This window comes from Frankia sp. AvcI1 (assembly GCF_001420875.1).
Taxonomy (GTDB): domain Bacteria; phylum Actinomycetota; class Actinomycetes; order Frankiales; family Frankiaceae; genus Frankia; species Frankia alni.
On sequence record NZ_LJFZ01000005.1, the window covers coordinates 241,778 to 257,848 of the forward strand.

General features: G+C 71.5%; 6 protein-coding genes and 15 pseudogenes. 7 read left to right on the forward strand and 14 right to left on the reverse strand.

The features are described 5' to 3' along the window. Nucleotides 1-1,544: 1,544 nt before the first annotated feature. From UK94_RS43850 to UK94_RS43905, 14 genes and pseudogenes are all read right to left on the reverse strand, one after another. Nucleotides 1,545-1,789: FAD-binding oxidoreductase (locus UK94_RS43850; protein WP_235486918.1), on the reverse strand; the 245-nt coding region annotated here is incomplete at its 5' end. Nucleotide 1,790: 1 nt separating this feature from the next. Continuing rightward, nucleotides 1,791-2,479: pseudogene (locus tag UK94_RS43855) on the reverse strand (FAD-dependent oxidoreductase); the annotation flags it as partial. A gap of 1 nt (nucleotide 2,480) precedes the next feature. Beyond that, a pseudogene (locus tag UK94_RS43860) lies at nucleotides 2,481-2,748 on the reverse strand (amino acid dehydrogenase); the annotation flags it as partial. A 1-nt stretch (nucleotide 2,749) separates the two neighbouring features. Next, nucleotides 2,750-2,834, reverse strand: a pseudogene (locus UK94_RS73065) (hypothetical protein); the annotation flags it as partial. A 177-nt stretch (nucleotides 2,835-3,011) separates the two neighbouring features. Next, a partial coding sequence (locus tag UK94_RS07790; protein WP_235486920.1) for a succinate dehydrogenase/fumarate reductase iron-sulfur subunit occupies nucleotides 3,012-3,560 on the reverse strand: 549 nt, incomplete at its 5' end. A 1-nt stretch (nucleotide 3,561) separates the two neighbouring features. Then, nucleotides 3,562-3,758 (reverse strand): annotated as a pseudogene (locus UK94_RS43865) (2Fe-2S iron-sulfur cluster-binding protein); the annotation flags it as partial. Between the two features lie 111 nt (nucleotides 3,759-3,869). Next, nucleotides 3,870-4,336: pseudogene (locus UK94_RS43870) on the reverse strand (fumarate reductase/succinate dehydrogenase flavoprotein subunit); the annotation flags it as partial. 1 nt (nucleotide 4,337) lies between these two features. Then, nucleotides 4,338-5,208, reverse strand: a pseudogene (locus tag UK94_RS43875) (FAD-binding protein); the annotation flags it as partial. A gap of 1 nt (nucleotide 5,209) precedes the next feature. Beyond that, nucleotides 5,210-5,739, reverse strand: a pseudogene (locus UK94_RS43880) (FAD-binding protein); the annotation flags it as partial. 1 nt (nucleotide 5,740) lies between these two features. Continuing rightward, nucleotides 5,741-5,807 (reverse strand): annotated as a pseudogene (locus UK94_RS73070) (hypothetical protein); the annotation flags it as partial. Between the two features lie 18 nt (nucleotides 5,808-5,825). Beyond that, nucleotides 5,826-5,950 (reverse strand): annotated as a pseudogene (locus tag UK94_RS43885) (succinate dehydrogenase); the annotation flags it as partial. 1 nt (nucleotide 5,951) lies between these two features. Then, nucleotides 5,952-5,994, reverse strand: a pseudogene (locus UK94_RS43890) (hypothetical protein); the annotation flags it as partial. Between the two features lies 1 nt (nucleotide 5,995). Beyond that, nucleotides 5,996-6,073, reverse strand: a pseudogene (locus tag UK94_RS43895) (succinate dehydrogenase); the annotation flags it as partial. Between the two features lie 22 nt (nucleotides 6,074-6,095). Then, nucleotides 6,096-6,491, reverse strand: a pseudogene (locus UK94_RS43905) (succinate dehydrogenase); the annotation flags it as partial. Nucleotides 6,492-6,689: 198 nt separating this feature from the next. Between UK94_RS43905 and UK94_RS43910 the strand changes: the two are divergent. The 7 genes and pseudogenes from UK94_RS43910 to UK94_RS73075 form a co-directional block, all read left to right on the forward strand. Then, nucleotides 6,690-7,241 (forward strand): annotated as a pseudogene (locus UK94_RS43910) (LysR substrate-binding domain-containing protein); the annotation flags it as partial. A 1-nt stretch (nucleotide 7,242) separates the two neighbouring features. Then, nucleotides 7,243-7,693 (forward strand): annotated as a pseudogene (locus UK94_RS43915) (LysR family transcriptional regulator substrate-binding protein); the annotation flags it as partial. A gap of 748 nt (nucleotides 7,694-8,441) precedes the next feature. After that, entirely contained in the window at nucleotides 8,442-10,790 is a 2,349-nt protein-coding gene (locus tag UK94_RS07810) for an FUSC family protein (protein WP_041939743.1), read from the forward strand. 1,748 nt (nucleotides 10,791-12,538) lie between these two features. Continuing rightward, the gene (locus UK94_RS33635; protein WP_157734152.1) at nucleotides 12,539-13,399 is read left to right on the forward strand and encodes an ABC transporter substrate-binding protein; all 861 of its coding nucleotides are present in this window, start codon (nucleotides 12,539-12,541) and stop codon (nucleotides 13,397-13,399) included. Between the two features lie 68 nt (nucleotides 13,400-13,467). Beyond that, nucleotides 13,468-14,505: an iron chelate uptake ABC transporter family permease subunit gene (locus UK94_RS07825; protein WP_157734153.1), complete on the forward strand. Its 1,038-nt coding sequence runs from the start codon at nucleotides 13,468-13,470 to the stop codon at nucleotides 14,503-14,505. A gap of 38 nt (nucleotides 14,506-14,543) precedes the next feature. Beyond that, on the forward strand, nucleotides 14,544-14,930 hold a 387-nt coding region (locus UK94_RS43920; protein WP_235486921.1), incomplete at its 3' end, for an ABC transporter ATP-binding protein. Between the two features lies 1 nt (nucleotide 14,931). Next, nucleotides 14,932-15,128: pseudogene (locus UK94_RS73075) on the forward strand (ABC transporter ATP-binding protein); the annotation flags it as partial. Between the last annotated feature and the right edge of the window lie 943 nt (nucleotides 15,129-16,071).

A 16,071-nucleotide genomic window follows, 5' to 3' on the forward strand; every position in this document is an offset into this window, starting at 1 on the left:
CTGAGGGTTCCGTGGGTCCTGTGGGTTCTGTGGGTTCTGAGGGTTCCGAGGGTCCTGAGGGTTCCGTGTGCGCCGGTCCGACCGGGGCGGGTACCCTTAGCGATTCCGTTGTTACTTTGGGCGAGACCGTGACCTTCGGTGGCTGCGGATTTCTCCCCGGCACCCAGATCGAGATCGAGCTCGACGGGGAATACCTGTACGAGGCCCAGGCCGTGGGCAGCGCGGGTTCGTTCAGCGTGCCGGTCAACCTTCCGAGGACCGGCCAGCACACCATCACCGCGGTCGGCGAGGGCATCGCCGATCGACCGTCCCTGGTGACGCCCCCGCCCCTGGTGACGCCCCCGCCGGGTGGCCCGGTGCCGCCGGGGGTGTCCGAGGGTCCGGGGTCGCTCGACGATCAGGACATCCAGGCTGCCCCAGGACTGGCCGCCGGGCCGGGTGTCCCTGGGGGCCCAGAGACACCGGGCGGTCCGGGGGGTCCCGGCGGTCCTGGGGGTCCTGGGGGTCCGGGCCTCCCACCCGGGTACGAGCCGGGTAAGGACAAGCCGATCCTGCCCCCGATCAACATCGGGCTGGCGGCTCCGCTGACGCCCGCGAAGCAGGCGCTGGCGACGCGCGTCGTCAGCGCGTCCGTGCTGGTGGTCGGGTTCGGTGAAGACGGCATCGAGGGCCTGCCGTTCAACCCGGGCTGGATCACCAACTGGATCGGCGACTGGGTGTTCGACCACCACGGCAGGCGTCGGCACGACCGCGACGACTGCTTCGGCGACAAGGACGGGTTCGGCAGGGACGGCCGCGACGGCAAGGACGGCTTCGGCAAGGACGGCCGCGACGGCAAGGACGGCTTCGGCAACAACGGCTTCGGTAGGGACGGGTTCGGTAGGGACGGGTTCGGCAACAGGAACATCAGCAACGACAAGGTGGCGCGGGCCGACGAGCTGGGCGNCCAGAACGGCTGGGGCGGCCAGAACGGCTGGGACGGCAAGAACGGCTGGGACGGCTGGGACGGCAAGAACGGCCGGGACAACAAGGACGGCCGGGACGGTCGGGACAACAAGGACGGCCGGGACGGCCGGGACGGCTGGGACAACAAGGACGGCCGGGACGGCCGGGACGGCTGGGACAACAAGGACGGTCGGGACGGCAAGGACGGCTGGGGCGGCAAGGACGGCCGCGACGACAAGGACGACTGGTTCGACGACAAGGACGACAAGGACCGCGACAGGCGTGACGGCGGCCCGTGCTTCGTCGGCGCCGGCGTCGGGGTAGGCGTGGTCGGCGCGGGCGTGGGTGTCGGTGCGGCGGCACCCGCGGGCGGCGCGCTGCCCTTCACCGGTGTCGAGACCGGAGCCATGGCCTCGATCGCNGTGGCCCTGCTCGGCGGCGGTGCGCTGCTGCGGGTCGCGGCCCGGCGTCGTCGGGTCGCCGGCGCCACCCCCCGTACCGGGGCCTGATCGAGCCCGGTAACGGAGGCGGTGCGGCCGGGTGAGGGCGAAATCTGCCCACCCCGGCCGCACTCAGTCAGCGTGGCGGGGATCCGCGGGTCAGCGCAGCGGGTCGAAGGGGGCCAGATCGGCCGCGGGGGTGCCGGCGACCACGGCGTCGGCGAGAAGTCGGCCGGTGACCGGGCCCAGGGTGATGCCCCACATGCCGTGACCGCCCGCGACGAACACCCGCGGCGATGCGGTCGGGCCGATCAGCGGCAGCCCGTCCGGCGTGCAGGGACGCGGTCCGACCCACTCGTGCGTGCGGGCCTCGAGGTCGACCCCGCGCAGCAGGCCGCGCGTAGNCTCGACCACCGCGCGGGTGCGCCGCGGATCCGGCGGCGCGTCCGGATGGCGGAACTCCATCATCCCGGCGACCCGCAGGCCGTCGCCGATGGGTGTGCAGGCCACCCGGGAGGCCGGGAAGTAGATCGGCCCGCTCGGTGGCTGCTCGGTCGTGACGTGGAAGCTGTAGCCGCGACCGGCCTGCACGGGCAGGCGGACCCCGAAGGGCCGGGCCAGCCTGGGTAGCCAGGCGCCGGTGGCGAGGACCGCGGCGTTGAACGCGCCCGCCGCCGGGAGCGGGCCGAGCACCTCGACCCGGTCGCCGGCCTCCCGCAGGCCCGCGACGGCCGTCGACTCGTGGACCACGCCATCGCGGGCCCGCACGCTGTCGGCGAGGGCCGCGACGAAGCGCCCCGGGTCGCAGAACCGCTGCCCGTGCACGGAGGCGACGTATCGGACCTGCTCGGACAGCAGCGGCTCGAGATCGCGGGCGGCGAGGGGATCGAGCACCTCGGCGTCGACCGGCTGGCCGGCGGCGCGCACCTCGGCGAGCTCGACGAGCAGCGCGTCGAGGTCGGCACGGTCCCGGTAGCCGGCGAGGAAGGGCGCGGCGGCCCGGGTCGGCGCGGTCACGCCGCCCGCGGCGAGCTCGTCGAACGCGCCGAGGGCCGCCCGGGTCAGCGGTGCGAGTGCCCGCATGGCGCGCCGCCNGCGACCCGTCGTGCTGTGCCGGACGAACCCGGCGACGAAGCGGGCGAGCCCGGCGTCGGCAACCGGCGGCACGTACACCGGTGAGTCCGACCGCAGCAGCACCTTCAGCCCGTAGCGCAGCACCGCCGGCTCCGGCAGCGGCGTGGCGAGGCCGGGGGTGAGCCAACCCGCGTTGCCCCACGACGAGCCGGCGCCGGCCCAGCTCGGCCCGGTGGTGAGCCGGTCCCGGTCGAAGACCGTCACCCGCACCCCGCGTTCCTGCAGGAACNAGGCCACGCACAGCCCGACCATCCCGCCGCCGATCACCGCCACCCGATCAGGAACGTCCCGCGCCTGCCTGTCCACCGTCACCATGGTCCGCCGACCGTCGGGGCGCCGCTGCCGTTCCGTCCCGTTCGCGACCTATGCCGCATTTTTCGGGCGCTCATCGGTGGTGCGCGGGCAGGGTGCGTGGCATCGCGGCGGTGGCATGGCGGCGCCCCGCCGACGGGGTGCTGTCGACGGGGCGCGGACCGGCCTTCTCCTTGCGGGCTACTTGCGGCCGAGGGAGGCGCGCAGGTACTCGCGGTTGAGGGTCGCGATGCTGTCCAGCGGGATGCCCTTCGGGCAGGCGTTGGTGCACTCGCCGGTGTTCGTGCAGCCGCCGAAGCCCTCGGCGTCCATCGCCTCGACCAGGTTGAGCACGCGGCTCGCCCGCTCCGGCGCCCCCTGCGGCAGGCTGTTGAGGTGCGTCACCTTCGCCGAGGTGAACAGCATCGCCGAACCGTTCGGGCAGGCGGCGACGCAGGCTCCGCAGCCGATGCAGGTGGCGTTGTCGAACGCGGTGTCCGCGATCGGCTTCGGTACCGGCGTGGAGTGCGCCTCGGGGGCGCTCCCCGTCGGCGCGCTGATGTACCCGCCGGCCTGGATGATCCGGTCGAGGCCCGACCGGTCCACCATCAGGTCCTTGAGCACGCCGAACGCAACCGAGCGCCAGGGCTCGACGTCGATCACGTCGCCGTCGGAGAACGAGCGCACATGCAGCTGGCACGTGGTGGTCAGGGCGCGCGGACCGTGCGCCTGGCCGTTGATGACCACGCCNCAGGAGCCGCAGATGCCCTCGCGACAGTCGTGGTCGAAGGTGACCGGGTCCTCGCCCTCCAGGGTGAGCCGCTCGTTGAGCACGTCGAGCAGTTCGAGGAAGGACATGTCCGGGTTCGCGTCGGGCACCTCGTAGGCCACCATGCGGCCGGGTTCGGCCGGGCCGGCCTGGCGCCAGATCCGCAGGGTGAGCTTCACGGTCGGCTCCTTGCGCTGTCTGCGCTGTCGTGGTTCGTCGGGAGCGCGCGGGTCATGGTGTGCGCGTCGATCGTTCGTGTCGCGTGGTTCATGGCTGTCCGACCCCGTCTCTCACGCGTAGTTGCGCTGGGCGAGGTGGACGTAGTCGAACTCGAGTGGCTCCCGGTGCAGGATCGGGGTGCCGCCGGTGCCGCCGAACTCCCAGGCGGCGGCGTAGGCGAACCGGTCGTCGTCGCGGCGGGCCTCCCCGTCCGGGGTCTGGCTCTCGACCCGGAAGTGACCGCCGCAGGACTCCTCGCGGTGCAGCGCGTCGACGCACAGCAGCTCGCCGAGCTCGAGGAAGTCCGACACCCGGTTGGCCCGCTCCAGGCTCTGGTTGATGGTGGCGCCACTGCCGGGCACCTTCACCGAGCGCCAGAACTCCTCGCGCAGCTCGGGCAGCCGACCCAGCGCCTTGCGCAGGCCGTCCTCGCTGCGCGCCATCCCGCACTCGTCCCAGAGGATCTCGCCGAGCTCGCGGTGGAACGAGTCGACGGTGCGCTCGCCGTCGATCGACAGCAGCCGGTCCAGCCGGCCCGNCGCCTCGGCGACCGTCGCGGCCACCTCGGGGTGGCTGGCGTCGACCTTGGCGAACGTGTTCGAGGCGATGTAGTTGCCCAGCATCGGCGGCAGGACGAAGTAGCCGTCGGCCAGGCCCTGCATCAGCGCGCTCGCGCCGAGCCGGTTGGCGCCGTGGTCGGAGAAGTTCGCCTCGCCGATGACGAAGCAGCCCGGGATGGTGCTCTGCAGGTCGTAGTCCACCCACAGGCCACCCATCGTGTAGTGGATGGCCGGGTAGATCCGCATCGGGACCTTGTACGGGTCCTCGCCGGTGATCCGGTCGTACATCTCGAACAGGTTGCCGTACTTCTCGCGGACGGCGGCCTCGCCCATCCGCTTGATCGCGTCGGCGAAGTCGAGGTAGACGCCCAGGCCGCCGGGGCCGACCCCGCGGCCCAGGTCGCACTGGTTCTTCGCCGCGCGGGAGGCGATGTCGCGGGGGACCAGGTTGCCGAAGCCCGGGTAGATCCGCTCGAGGTAGTAGTCGCGGTCGGCCTCGGGGATCTGGTCCGGCGAACGGGTGTCGCCGGGGTTCTTCGGCACCCAGATCCGGCCGTCGTTGCGCAGCGACTCGCTCATCAGGGTGAGCTTGGACTGGTGGTCGCCGGAACGCGGGATGCAGGTCGGGTGGATCTGCGTGTAGCACGGGTTGGCGAAGTAGGCCCCACGCCGGTGGGCCCGCCAGATCGCGCTCGCGTTGGAGTTCTTCGCGTTCGTCGACAGGTAGAACACGTTGCCGTACCCGCCGGTGGCCAGCACGACCGCGTCGGCGATGTAGGTCGAGATCTGGCCGGTGATCAGGTCACGGGCGACGATGCCGCGGGCGCGGCCGTCGATGACGATCAGGTCGNGCATCTCGGTGCGCGCGTGCATCTCGACGTTGCCGGCGTCGATCTGGCGCGACAACGCCTGGTAGGCGCCGATCAGCAGCTGCTGGCCCGTCTGGCCGCGGGCGTAGAAGGTCCGCGCGACCTGCACGCCGCCGAACGACCGGGTGTCGAGCAGGCCGCCGTACTCGCGGGCGAACGGCACACCCTGCGCCACGCACTGGTCGATGATCTGGGTCGACGTCTGCGCGAGCCGGTAGACGTTGGACTCCCGGGACCGGAAGTCGCCGCCCTTGACCGTGTCGTAGAACAGCCGGTAGACCGAGTCGCCGTCGTTGCGGTAGTTCTTCGCGGCGTTGATGCCACCCTGCGCGGCGATGGAGTGCGCCCGGCGCGGCGAGTCCTGGTAGCAGAACTGGATGACGTGGTAGCCCTGCTCGGCGAGGGTCGCTCCGGCGGCCCCGCCGGCCAGGCCCGTCCCGACGACGATCACGCTGTGTCGCCGCCGGTTCGCCGGGTTGACCAGCTTGGCGTCGAAGCGGCGCCTGTCCCAGNGCTGCTCGATCGGCACGTCCGGCGCGGTGGTGTCGGCGATGTCGTCGCCGAGCTTGTAGAAGGACATGNCAGCCTCTTTCGTGCGTCAGTCGACGAGGCCGGCGAGGACCGACACCGGAACGATCAGGAATCCCACCGTGAGAAGCACGGCGAGACCCGTCGCCACACCCTTGAAGGCGCGGTCGCGGCTCGGCCGGTTGTACCCGAGGGNCTGGGCGGCACTCCAGAAGCCGTGCTGGATGTGGAGGCCCAGGNAGATCATGGCGGCGATGTAGATGGCCGTGACCCACCACACGCTGAAGCTCGACACGACGTTGTCGTAGGCGGCGCCGTNGACTCCGTGGCGGTTCAGGGNGAGCGTGGTGAAGTCGAGGATGTGGTAAACGATGAACAGCGCCAGGGTGATGCCGCCGTAACGCATGATGTGCGTGGCGTAGCCGGCCCTGGCCCGCTGGTGGTGGGAGTATTTCGTCGGCCGGGCCTTCAGGTCCCGTCGGCTGAGCTGGTAGGCCGAGACGGCGTGTAGCACGACGGCCACTACCAGGACGAACCGCTGGATCCACAGATACCAGCTTTCGTGCAGGACCGGGTTCCCGATCGTGCGCAGCCAGTGGGCGTAGTGGTCGAAGTCGGTTCGGCCGAAGAAGATCTTCAGGTTCCCGAGCATATGGACGATCAGGAACAGCAGCATCAGCAGACCGGTGACCGCCATCACGGTCTTCTTGCCGATCGTCGAACGCCAGAAGTTCAACGGGGCGAAGGAGGATCGCGCNGGGCGCGGGGGGCGTCCAGCGGGCGCCGGTCGCGTCGGGGTTGTTACAGCCACGCCCGCACCCTAGAACCGGGGCCTCGAGTGGTCCAAGACATGATAAACCTGGACTCCATAGTCGGCTGCTATCGAGGTCTACGCTGGCGGGCGTGCAGTTCCACCAGCTCGCCTATTTCGTCNCCGTCGCGGAGACCCGCCATTTCACCCGGGCCGCGCAGCGGATGCATGTGGCGCAACCCTCACTGTCCCAACAGGTTCGCGCGCTCGAACAGGAGTTGGGCACACCACTGTTCAACCGCGCTCGGGGCAACATCAGCCTGACCGCGGCGGGGGAGACGCTGCTGCCGTTGGCGCGGCGCATCCTCGCGGACACGGAGACGGCTCGCCAGCGCGTCAACGAGCTGCTCGACCTGCGCCACGGCACGGTCCGCCTCGGCGCGACACCGAGTCTGTGCACCGGCTTCCTGCCCGACGTGCTGCGCCTGTTCCACCAGCGCTACCCGGGCATCCGCCTGCTGGTCGAGGAGGGCGGCTCCCGTGACCTGGTCCGCGACCTCGCGGGCGGCGACCTCGACCTCGCCCTGATCATCCTGCCGCTGCAGAGTTCCGACCCGGCGCTGGCCACCTCCCCGCTCATCCGGGAGAGCCTGGTCCTGGTCTCCTCCCTGGACGAGCCGCCGGTTGTCACGGGTCGCTCGCTGACCGTCGCCGACCTGCGCAACCACCCGCTGGNCATGTTCCGGCGCGGCTACGACCTGCGCGAGGCCACCGTGACGGCCTGCCGGGAGGTCGGCTTCGAGCCGACCTTCGCGATCGAGGGCGGGGAGATGGACGCGGTACTCGGCTTCGTCGCGGCGGGGCTCGGCAGTGCCGTGATCCCGAGCATGGTCGCCCGCCGGCTCGGCATGCGGGTGACCCCCTTCGTGGCACCCGGGCTGCAGCGCACGATCGGGTTGGCCCGGCGCCGCGACGTCGAGCCGACCCGCGCCGCCCTCGAGCTCCAGCGCGCCCTGTGGGAGTACCTGCGCCACGCTTCCGCCACCGGCAACCTCCCCGACGGCACCCGCCTGCTCGGCGACCGCGCCGGTCCCGCCCCCGCCCCCTCCGCCGACCCCGTCTCCGCCGGGCTACCCGTCGCCGCCGCGGACCTCACGGGCCTGGCCGGAACCGACGAGTCGAGCTAACGGCAGAATCNCAGAATCTTCGAGAAACCGGACGGCCGCTGGTTGGACATCGCCGCCGGCCGGCTTTTCCCCGTTGACCNGCACCGGGGATGCCCGCACCGGTGAAACCAGTACCGGTGACACGCGTACTGGTGGTGGTTTCAGTCGGTACTGACGGCGATCCGGGGAATCGGCGCATCAGGGCTCCCAGGGAAGTCCGTCTACGGATAATCAGGTTCGGGAATGGTGGCGCCCGGTTATCGTCCCGTGGGTGCCGGCGGTGGCCGTCGCCGCGGGCGACCGGCGAGATCATCGTCGCTCTCGGCGACCGACAGGGGGTGGGCTGATCTCGCCCGGGCGCGGCGGGCGCCACGAGCGGGGNGCGGATCGTCGCACGTTCCGTGGTGGGTGGTGGGCGGGCGGTGAGCCCCGTCAGGACCGGCCCGAACGGCGCGGGGGGAGATCACCCTATTCCCTCACCCGCTGTCACATCTCCCACATCCGGAGAATGCACTCCGGAAGCTGAAATATTGCTAACTTATCAATAGCCGCACATCGGGTGGCCGCACATCAGGGTTCCGATCGTGCGGATCGCCGCCGGGGCCGTCGGCCTGGCCGCGTCCATCGCCCGCACGGGCGCNGGTCCGGATGACCGTTGCCGTTCGCCGGGCACCNCCGCGTCAGGCGCGAGGGCGTTCCCCCGTCGCCCTCATCCAGCCGATCCGGTCCTCGACCAGGGCAGGATCGCGACCCCCGTTGGAGGGATGTATTGAGCATCGGTGAGGTCCGGCTCGACGTCGCCACCGCCAGCCCGCCGGCCCGACCGGCCGAGCAGCTCCGTACCCGCTGGGTCGACCGTTTCCTCGGCTCGGACCCCGGCCTGAACCGGTTCCGGATGGCGCTGCACTGCGTCATCACGATCGGCGCGATCCTGCTCGTCGAGTGGCTGTTCGTCCGGGCCACCCACGCGCTGCAGATCGACACCCACGGCGCGCACCTGCCGGCGGCGAAGGCGGCCGCGGTGGCGGCGGCCAACCACCAGTACCAGGTCATCGCCATGATGATGGGCGCGCTGATCGGGCTGATCTCGGTCTTCGGGGTGATGGACGCGACCGCGCGGGGCCAGCTCGTGACGATGCTCCTGCTGCCGGTCCCCCTGGTCCCGATGCTCGTGCTCGGCATCAGCCTCGCCGATCACCGGACGATCTCGCTGATCGTCCTCGCCCTCAGCCTGGCGGTCGGCACCTACTGCCGGCGTTTCGGCCTGCGCGGCTTCATCGGCGGCATGCTGCTGTTCATGGGCGTCTTCCTGGGGTTCTTCCTCGGGGCAGGCGTGTCGCTGGGTGACCTCGGCTGGCTGTGCGCCGAGCTCGGGGTGGGGCTGGCGGTGGCGATCATCGTCCGCTTCGTGCTGTTCTACCCGCATCCCGCGAAGGCCCTGCAGCGGACCCAGCGTTCCTACGCCGCCCGCGCCCGCAAGGTGGCGAAGCTGGCCCTGGAGCTGTTCGAGGACCCGGAGCACGGCGAACGCCAGGAGCAGCGCCTGCAGCGTCAGCTCGTCCGGCTCAACGAGGCCGCCCTGATGATCGACGCCCAGCTCGGCGATCCCGCCGCGGTGGCGGACGGCTCGTCGGGCCAGCTGCTGCACCAGCGCCTGTTCGACGTCGAGCTGGCCCTGACCAACGTCGCCCGGTTCGCCCAGGCCATGGCCCGCCTCGGCCTGCCCGCCGACCAGCTCGCCGAGGTCCGCGGCGCCCTGAACGGGATCCTCGACCGCGACGCCGAGGCGGCCAACGCTCACGCCCGTGCGCTGATCGAGCTGCTGCGGGCGGTCGACCACGACCCCGATCCCCTCGCCGGCAGCCGGGACCGCACCGCGGTCGTCGTCGTGCACCGCTTCGCCGGATCGGTGCTCGCGCTGACCGAGGCGATGGTCCAGTGGCTCGCCCTGGGCTCGGCGAAGGCCGAGGACGGCGCGGCCGCGTTCCAGCCGTCGGTGATGCTGTTCGGCGGCTGGCTGCCGGGGTCCGCGGTGCCCAGCGCCGTGGCCTCGCTGGAACGGGGCGAGCGTCCCGGTGGCAGCATCCGGCTCGCACCGCACGTTCGGGCGGCCATCCAGATGGGCGTCGCGGTCGCGGCGGCGATCGCGCTCGGCGACCTGTTGTCGGGCCGGCGGTTCTACTGGGCGGTGATCGCCGCGTTCATCACCTTCATGGGGGCGAACAACTCCGGCGAGCAGGTGCGCAAGGCGCTGTCCCGGGTGATCGGCACGCTGGTCGGCATCCTGATCGGCTCGGTGCTCGCGCACGCGGTCGGCCACGACACCGCGCTGTCGCTCACGGTCATCTTCGTGTCGCTGTTCCTCGGCTTCTACCTGATGCGGATCAACTACGCCTTCATGGTCGTCGGGATCACCGTGATGGTCTCCCAGCTCTACGTCCAGCTCGACGAGTTCTCCAACTCGCTGCTGCGCCTGCGGCTGGAGGAGACCGCCCTGGGCGCCGGGGTCGCCATCGTGGTCGTGATGGTGGTGTTCCCGCTGCGTACGCGCCGAGTGCTGCGGGTTGCCCTGCGGGCGTACGTGCAGGCGGTGGCGGACCTCGTCGAGCACGCCAGCGCCCGCCTGCTCGGCGACCCGGTCGGCGGCGACACCGCCCTGCGGGCCGACGCCCGCGCCGTCGACGCCGCCTACCAGGGCCTGGTCGCGACCGCCCAGCCCCTGCGCCGCAATGCGGTCGGCGGCATCGACGAGGGCATCGGGGAGGTCATGCGCCTGGCCACCGCGTCGCGCAGCTACAGCCGCAACCTCGTCCACGACGTCGACAGGGCCGGCCCGCTCGACCTCGGCAGCCGACGGGAGATCAAGGGGGCGACCGCGACCCTGCACGAGTCGCTGGACGTCATCGCCGCCGCGCTCAACGGCCCGCGCGACGCGACCTACACCCGCTCGTCGGCGCTGCTCGACCGGGCCGAACGTCGCAGCGAGGAGCAGGCCGGCACCGTCCACGACGGCCAGCTCGCCATCCGCGACCTCAAGCTCATCGACGGCGCCATGGCCCGCCTCGCCGAGACGATGTCCCTGCGCATCGCCGACTACGACACCGTCGGCGTCGGCTGACCGGGCCCGGCACGGCGGGTACGACCCGCCGTGCCGGGAGCCGTCCGTGGGGCGGCCCTCCGAAACCCACGGACCACGGCCCTCGCTGCTCGTGGATTGGGTTGCCCGTCTCGCAGCCGTCACATCAGGGGCTCAGATTTTCTCCGGCCGTGGCGATCGGTGTGCTCTACGGTGCCCGATGCCGAACGACGTTTCGATGATTGCGGATGTTCGCCCCAGGAAGGCACCGGGCAGGCGTCACGTACGACCACCCGTACGGACTGTGGTGGCTGCGAACCNCATCAGAAGATGGAACCTCACCTCTACATCTCGTAGAATAACCGCAGGCAGCACATGTTCGGTCACGCATAAGCGTGGAGCGTTGCGGAAAGTAAGGACTCTGTCCGCGAAGAGCTAGGATGCTGGGACTGTGATCTGGGCCGCGACACGAGTCGGGCGTGCGGTGCGCACCGCGACCGTGGCCGGCGTGGCCGTCGGACTGGCGACGGCCGCTCACCTCACAACCTGTGCTCGGCCGCCTTCGCTGCCGGTTCTGGGGGTAGGCGCGGCGCTGGCCGCGCGGATCTGCTGGGGCGTCGCCGACCGGCCGATGTGCCGGCGACGCCTCGCCGGGCTCATGCTCTCCGTTCAGGTGGGGCTGCATGTCGCGTTCACCCTGGCCATGCCCACCCACGGCGCGAGCCGGAGCGGGGGGCTCGCCGGCGAGGTNGGACCCGGCGGGACGGTCGGGCATTCCGGCGTGAACCTGCTGCCCGGAGGACCGGCGATGGCCGCAGCCCACCTCGGCGCGGCCCTCCTGCTCACCTGGTGGCTCGCCATCGGGGAACATGCCCTGTGGCGGGTGACCAGCGGCGTCGTCCGGGTGGCCCGGCGAGTGGTCAGGCGGCTGCGCCGACGCCCGAATGGAACACGCCGGCCCAGGCCGGGCCGCGCAGCGTGGAAGCCGGCAACCAACCGACCGGTTCGCCGCCTTGTGCTGCTCCGCCATGTCGTCATCCGCCGAGGGCCGCCGGTTCCCGGCACAACCTGACCGGCTGCCGAGGCCTGTCCCACGGCCTACTGCCGACACTGCCTCGAGCGGACGGGCGACCGCGGGGACGCTGACGGATCGGCCGGGCTGTGCCCCGGCGTCCTGCGCGCTCCGTCGAGATGGATGGGCGTTGCTCGCCGCTTCACGCCGCTGGCGCCTGAGCGGCACGCGTTCGGCCTCTGGAAGGCCGTACTCACCGGTTGGGTATCTCCTCGTGCCCGCAGGTAGCCGAACCCCGTCTGCGAGCCGTGGGCGGCCCCGGTGGGGTCGACCCATGGCCGTGCTCACGTCTGCCCAGCCAAGGGAGACTGTTGTGACGCACTGCAAATACATCTTCTCGCCTGGTGAGGATCTTTCGCCTTCCGCGAGTTCTTCCCCGCCCGCACCGAGCCAAGGGGCCCCGGATTCGAGCCGCCCGCGGGCAGCTACCCGTCAGCTCGGCGCCGACCGCGTGATTCGGTCCGGACACGGCGGGAGGCAGGGACCCGTCCGCTCTCACCGATCGCGGCTCGGGCGCCGAGGATCCCGGGTGCTTGCGGCGTCGATCGCGCTCGTAGCCTGCTCCGCGGCGGGCTGCGCCGACTCGTCTGCCGTGGCACACGACGCTTCCGCCGGTGCCCCTGCGGCGGCCAGCCCGGGCGGTGGCCTGTCGGGGGACAGGAACGCAGGCGGCGGCCACGGATCCGCGGCCAGTGGTTCGGCGGACTGCCCCACTCCCGTGAGACCGCCGAGCACGCCGCGCCGGGTGGTCACCCTGGACGGCGGCGCCGCCGGATTGCTGCTGCGACTCGGCCTTCTCGACCGGGTGGTCGCCACGGCGGGCAACGACTTCTTCGCCGCGTACCCGACCGGTGACCGGACCCGGCTGAACAGGATTCCGCTGCTGTCCGACCGGTTGCCCAACCGGGAGCAGGTGATCGCCGAACGACCCGACCTCGTTCTGGGCACCTCCACCCTGGAACTGGGCGGGTTTCCCGGCACACCGACCGCCCGGGACCTGTCCGTTGCCGGTATCCCGGTCGTCGTCGCCTGCGCCGCACCAACCGGGACGCGGGTGCGAGACCTGGCCCCGACGTGGCAGTTCATCCGGGACACGGCCCGTGCTTTCGGTGTGGAGCAGCGAGGCGAGGCGCTGATCACCCAGCTGGGGGCGGAGATCGCCCCGGCCCGTGCTCTGTTCGAAGGAAGGCCCCCCGTTCGCACACTCGTGCTGTCCGCGGCGCCGGCGGCGGGGCAGTCGATCGGCACGATTGGCGGCGGTGGCCTGGCCAACGGCATCGTCTCCCAGGCCGGTGGGGCGAACATCTTCGCCGATCTCCCCGGTGACAGCGCCAACGTGAACCTCGAAGAGGTCGTCGCCCGCGACCCGGAAGCCATCGTCGCCATCACCTTCGCCGGGTCCGCGAAGGCCGCCGACCTGGTCAGCGCCATCCTGGCCAGCCCCCAGCTAGCCCGGATCACCGCGGTCCGCGAGCGGCGGATCGTCACCGTTTCCAACACGGTCTTCCTGTCCCCGAGCCCCCTGAACGGGCAGGCCGTCACCATGGTCGGCGCGGCCCTGCATCGGTCGGCCCGGTGACCGTCACCGCCGCGCCCGGCGCCACCCGAACCACCGCGACGACGCCGCACGGGTCACGGAACGGCGGTTTGGCGGCAGCCGTCCCGACCGCCGTCGTGATCACCGTTCTGGCTGGCACCCTGGCGGTGTCGGTCGTCATGTCCGTCGGACTCGGCCCGGTCGCGGTGCCGGTCGGCGAGGTCGTGGGGATACTGCGGGCGCACGTTTTCGGCTCGGGTCACATCACGGGGCCGACGGACATCATCGTCTGGCAGCTGCGGGCCCCCCGGGTGCTCACGGCAGCAGCCGTCGGTGCGGGTCTTGCGCTGGCCGGAACAGTCACGCAGGCGCTGGTGCGCAATCCGGTGGCAGACCCGTTCATCCTCGGGCTGTCCTCGGGAGCGAGTGCCGCGGCGGTGTTCGCCCTGACCGTGCTGAGCGCAGTGACTCTCGGAACGATGACGCTGCCACTCGCGGCGTTCGGCGGGGCGCTGCTGGCGGGGGCCGCGGTGTTCCTGGTGGCCCGCACCGGCGGGGTGTTGGCACCGGCCCGCCTGGTACTGGTCGGTGTGGCCGCCGCGCAGCTGCTGGACGGCGTCACCTCCTTTCTGCTGCTACGTACCCGCAACGCGGACGCCCAGGCGCAAGTCCTGTTCTGGCTGCTGGGCAGTTTCTCCGGGGCGCGCTGGGACCTGACCGTGACCGTCGTGCTGGTCGTCGGTGCGCTCGCCACCCTGCTGCTGCCCCTCGGTGGCCGGCTCAACGTCCTCGTACTCGGGGATGAGGCAGCCGCCGCGCTCGGCGTGGACGCGAGCCGATCTCGAGGGTTCCTGCTCGTACTCGTCGCCCTGCTGACCGGCACGGCGGTCGCGATGTCGGGAGCCATCGGCTTCGTCGGCATGGTGATCCCGAACCTGACCCGGCTGCTCGTGGGCGCGGACCATCGGCGGGTACTTCCCGTCGCCGCGCTGCTCGGTGCCATCGTCCTGGTCTGGGCGGATACGGCGGCCCGCCTCGTCCTCGCGCCGACGGAGCTGCCGGTCGGCATCCTGACCGCGGCGATCGGGGTGCCCCTGTTCGTGATCACGCTACGCCGTGGTGCGATCGGATCGGCGGGTGTGCTGTGAGGTTGTCCATCGCTGGAGTGACCGCCGGATGGACCTCTGTGCCCGCGGTCAACGGCATCGACCTCACTGTCGAGGCCGGTGCGTTCGTCGCTCTCGTCGGTCCCAACGGGAGCGGTAAGTCGACGATGCTCAAGACCGTGTACCGGGCGCTGCGGCCTCGTGCGGGGTCGATCCTGCTCGGCCCGGACGACCTGTGGCGGGCGCCGGCTCGACAGGTCGCCCGGGCCGTCGGGGTTCTCGCCCAGGATCAGCACGGCGGGTTCGACTTCACCGCGCGGGAGTCCGTCGGCCTGGGGCGTACGCCGTACCTGGGGATGTTCGACCGGTTGCAGGAATCCGACTGGACCGTGGTGGACCAGGCGCTCGACCGAACCGGCTGCGGCCCGTTCGCCGATCGCCGGCTTTCGACGCTGTCCGGCGGGGAGNGGCAACGGGTTCTGCTCGCTCGGGCGCTCGCCCAGCAGCCGCGGCTGCTCGTGTTGGACGAGCCGACGAATCACCTGGATCCGTTCCACCAGCTTGATGTTCTGGAGCTGGTACGCAGCCTGAATCTGACCGTTCTGGCTGCCCTGCATTTTCTCGACCTGGCCGCCGCCTACGCGGACACGCTTGTGGCGCTACGTNCCGGCCGGGTCGTCGCCGCCGGGCCGCCGGCCGTCGTACTCGGCGCCGAGGTCCTCCGCGACGTCTTCGACATCGACGGATTCCTGCTCGCGGACCCGTTCACCGGTCGCCCACGCCTGATCGGGCGACCACGCTGCGTCTGCCCACAGCGCCCCTGCCTGTGGAGCTGCCATGGCCGCCGCCCAGCGCCGGCCGCCGGCTCGGTCCCGACCGAGGCCGGGCGGGCGGCCGGGCGGGAGGAGGCCGGGCGGGAGAGCGAGGAGAAACGGAATCCGTGCTGAAGCCGCAGGGTGTCCCGACGGCGTGGTCAGACCGCAGCGTGGGCCTGGAAATGGCTCGGCCGGCCGTCGCGCGTCACCAACCGGCCGAGCCGCTGCGCGTCCGCGCGTCGCATCAGTTCCGAGGCGCCGTCCGCCCGGCGCAGAACTGTGGCGTGCCACGGTGTCATCCAGGCGTCGGAGCTTTCCAACAGGCGGATGCCGAACTTGGACGTGCCGCGGCGCTGGGGATGGATCGACAGACGCACCGCCCGCGGATGGTGCTCGGCGACCAGCCGCCCCCAGGCTCGACTGCGGCCGATGACGCCATAGGCCCGCTGGCGGCACTCACGCTGCAGTGCCGACCGGCTGCCCACAAACTCGGCGGTGTCCTCGACCAGAAATCGGGTTATGCCCTGGTACAGGCGGCGGGTGTCCTCATCGGATCGCACCTCGGCCCGCAGCTGCTCGGAGGTCGGTCCATAACGCCTGCTGACCGACGACCNCTTGTCGTCGTAGGGAAGGTCCCCGAGGATGTCGCGCAGGCTGAACAGGTCGAGGTGANGGAGTCCCTCCTCGTCGATCAGGGCGCTCAGCGCATCGGAGGTACCCAGTGCGTGATTCTTGCCGAGCCGGTGGTCGTTCAGCGCTTCGTGGGCTGCCCGGTAGCCGGTGACCAGCCAGC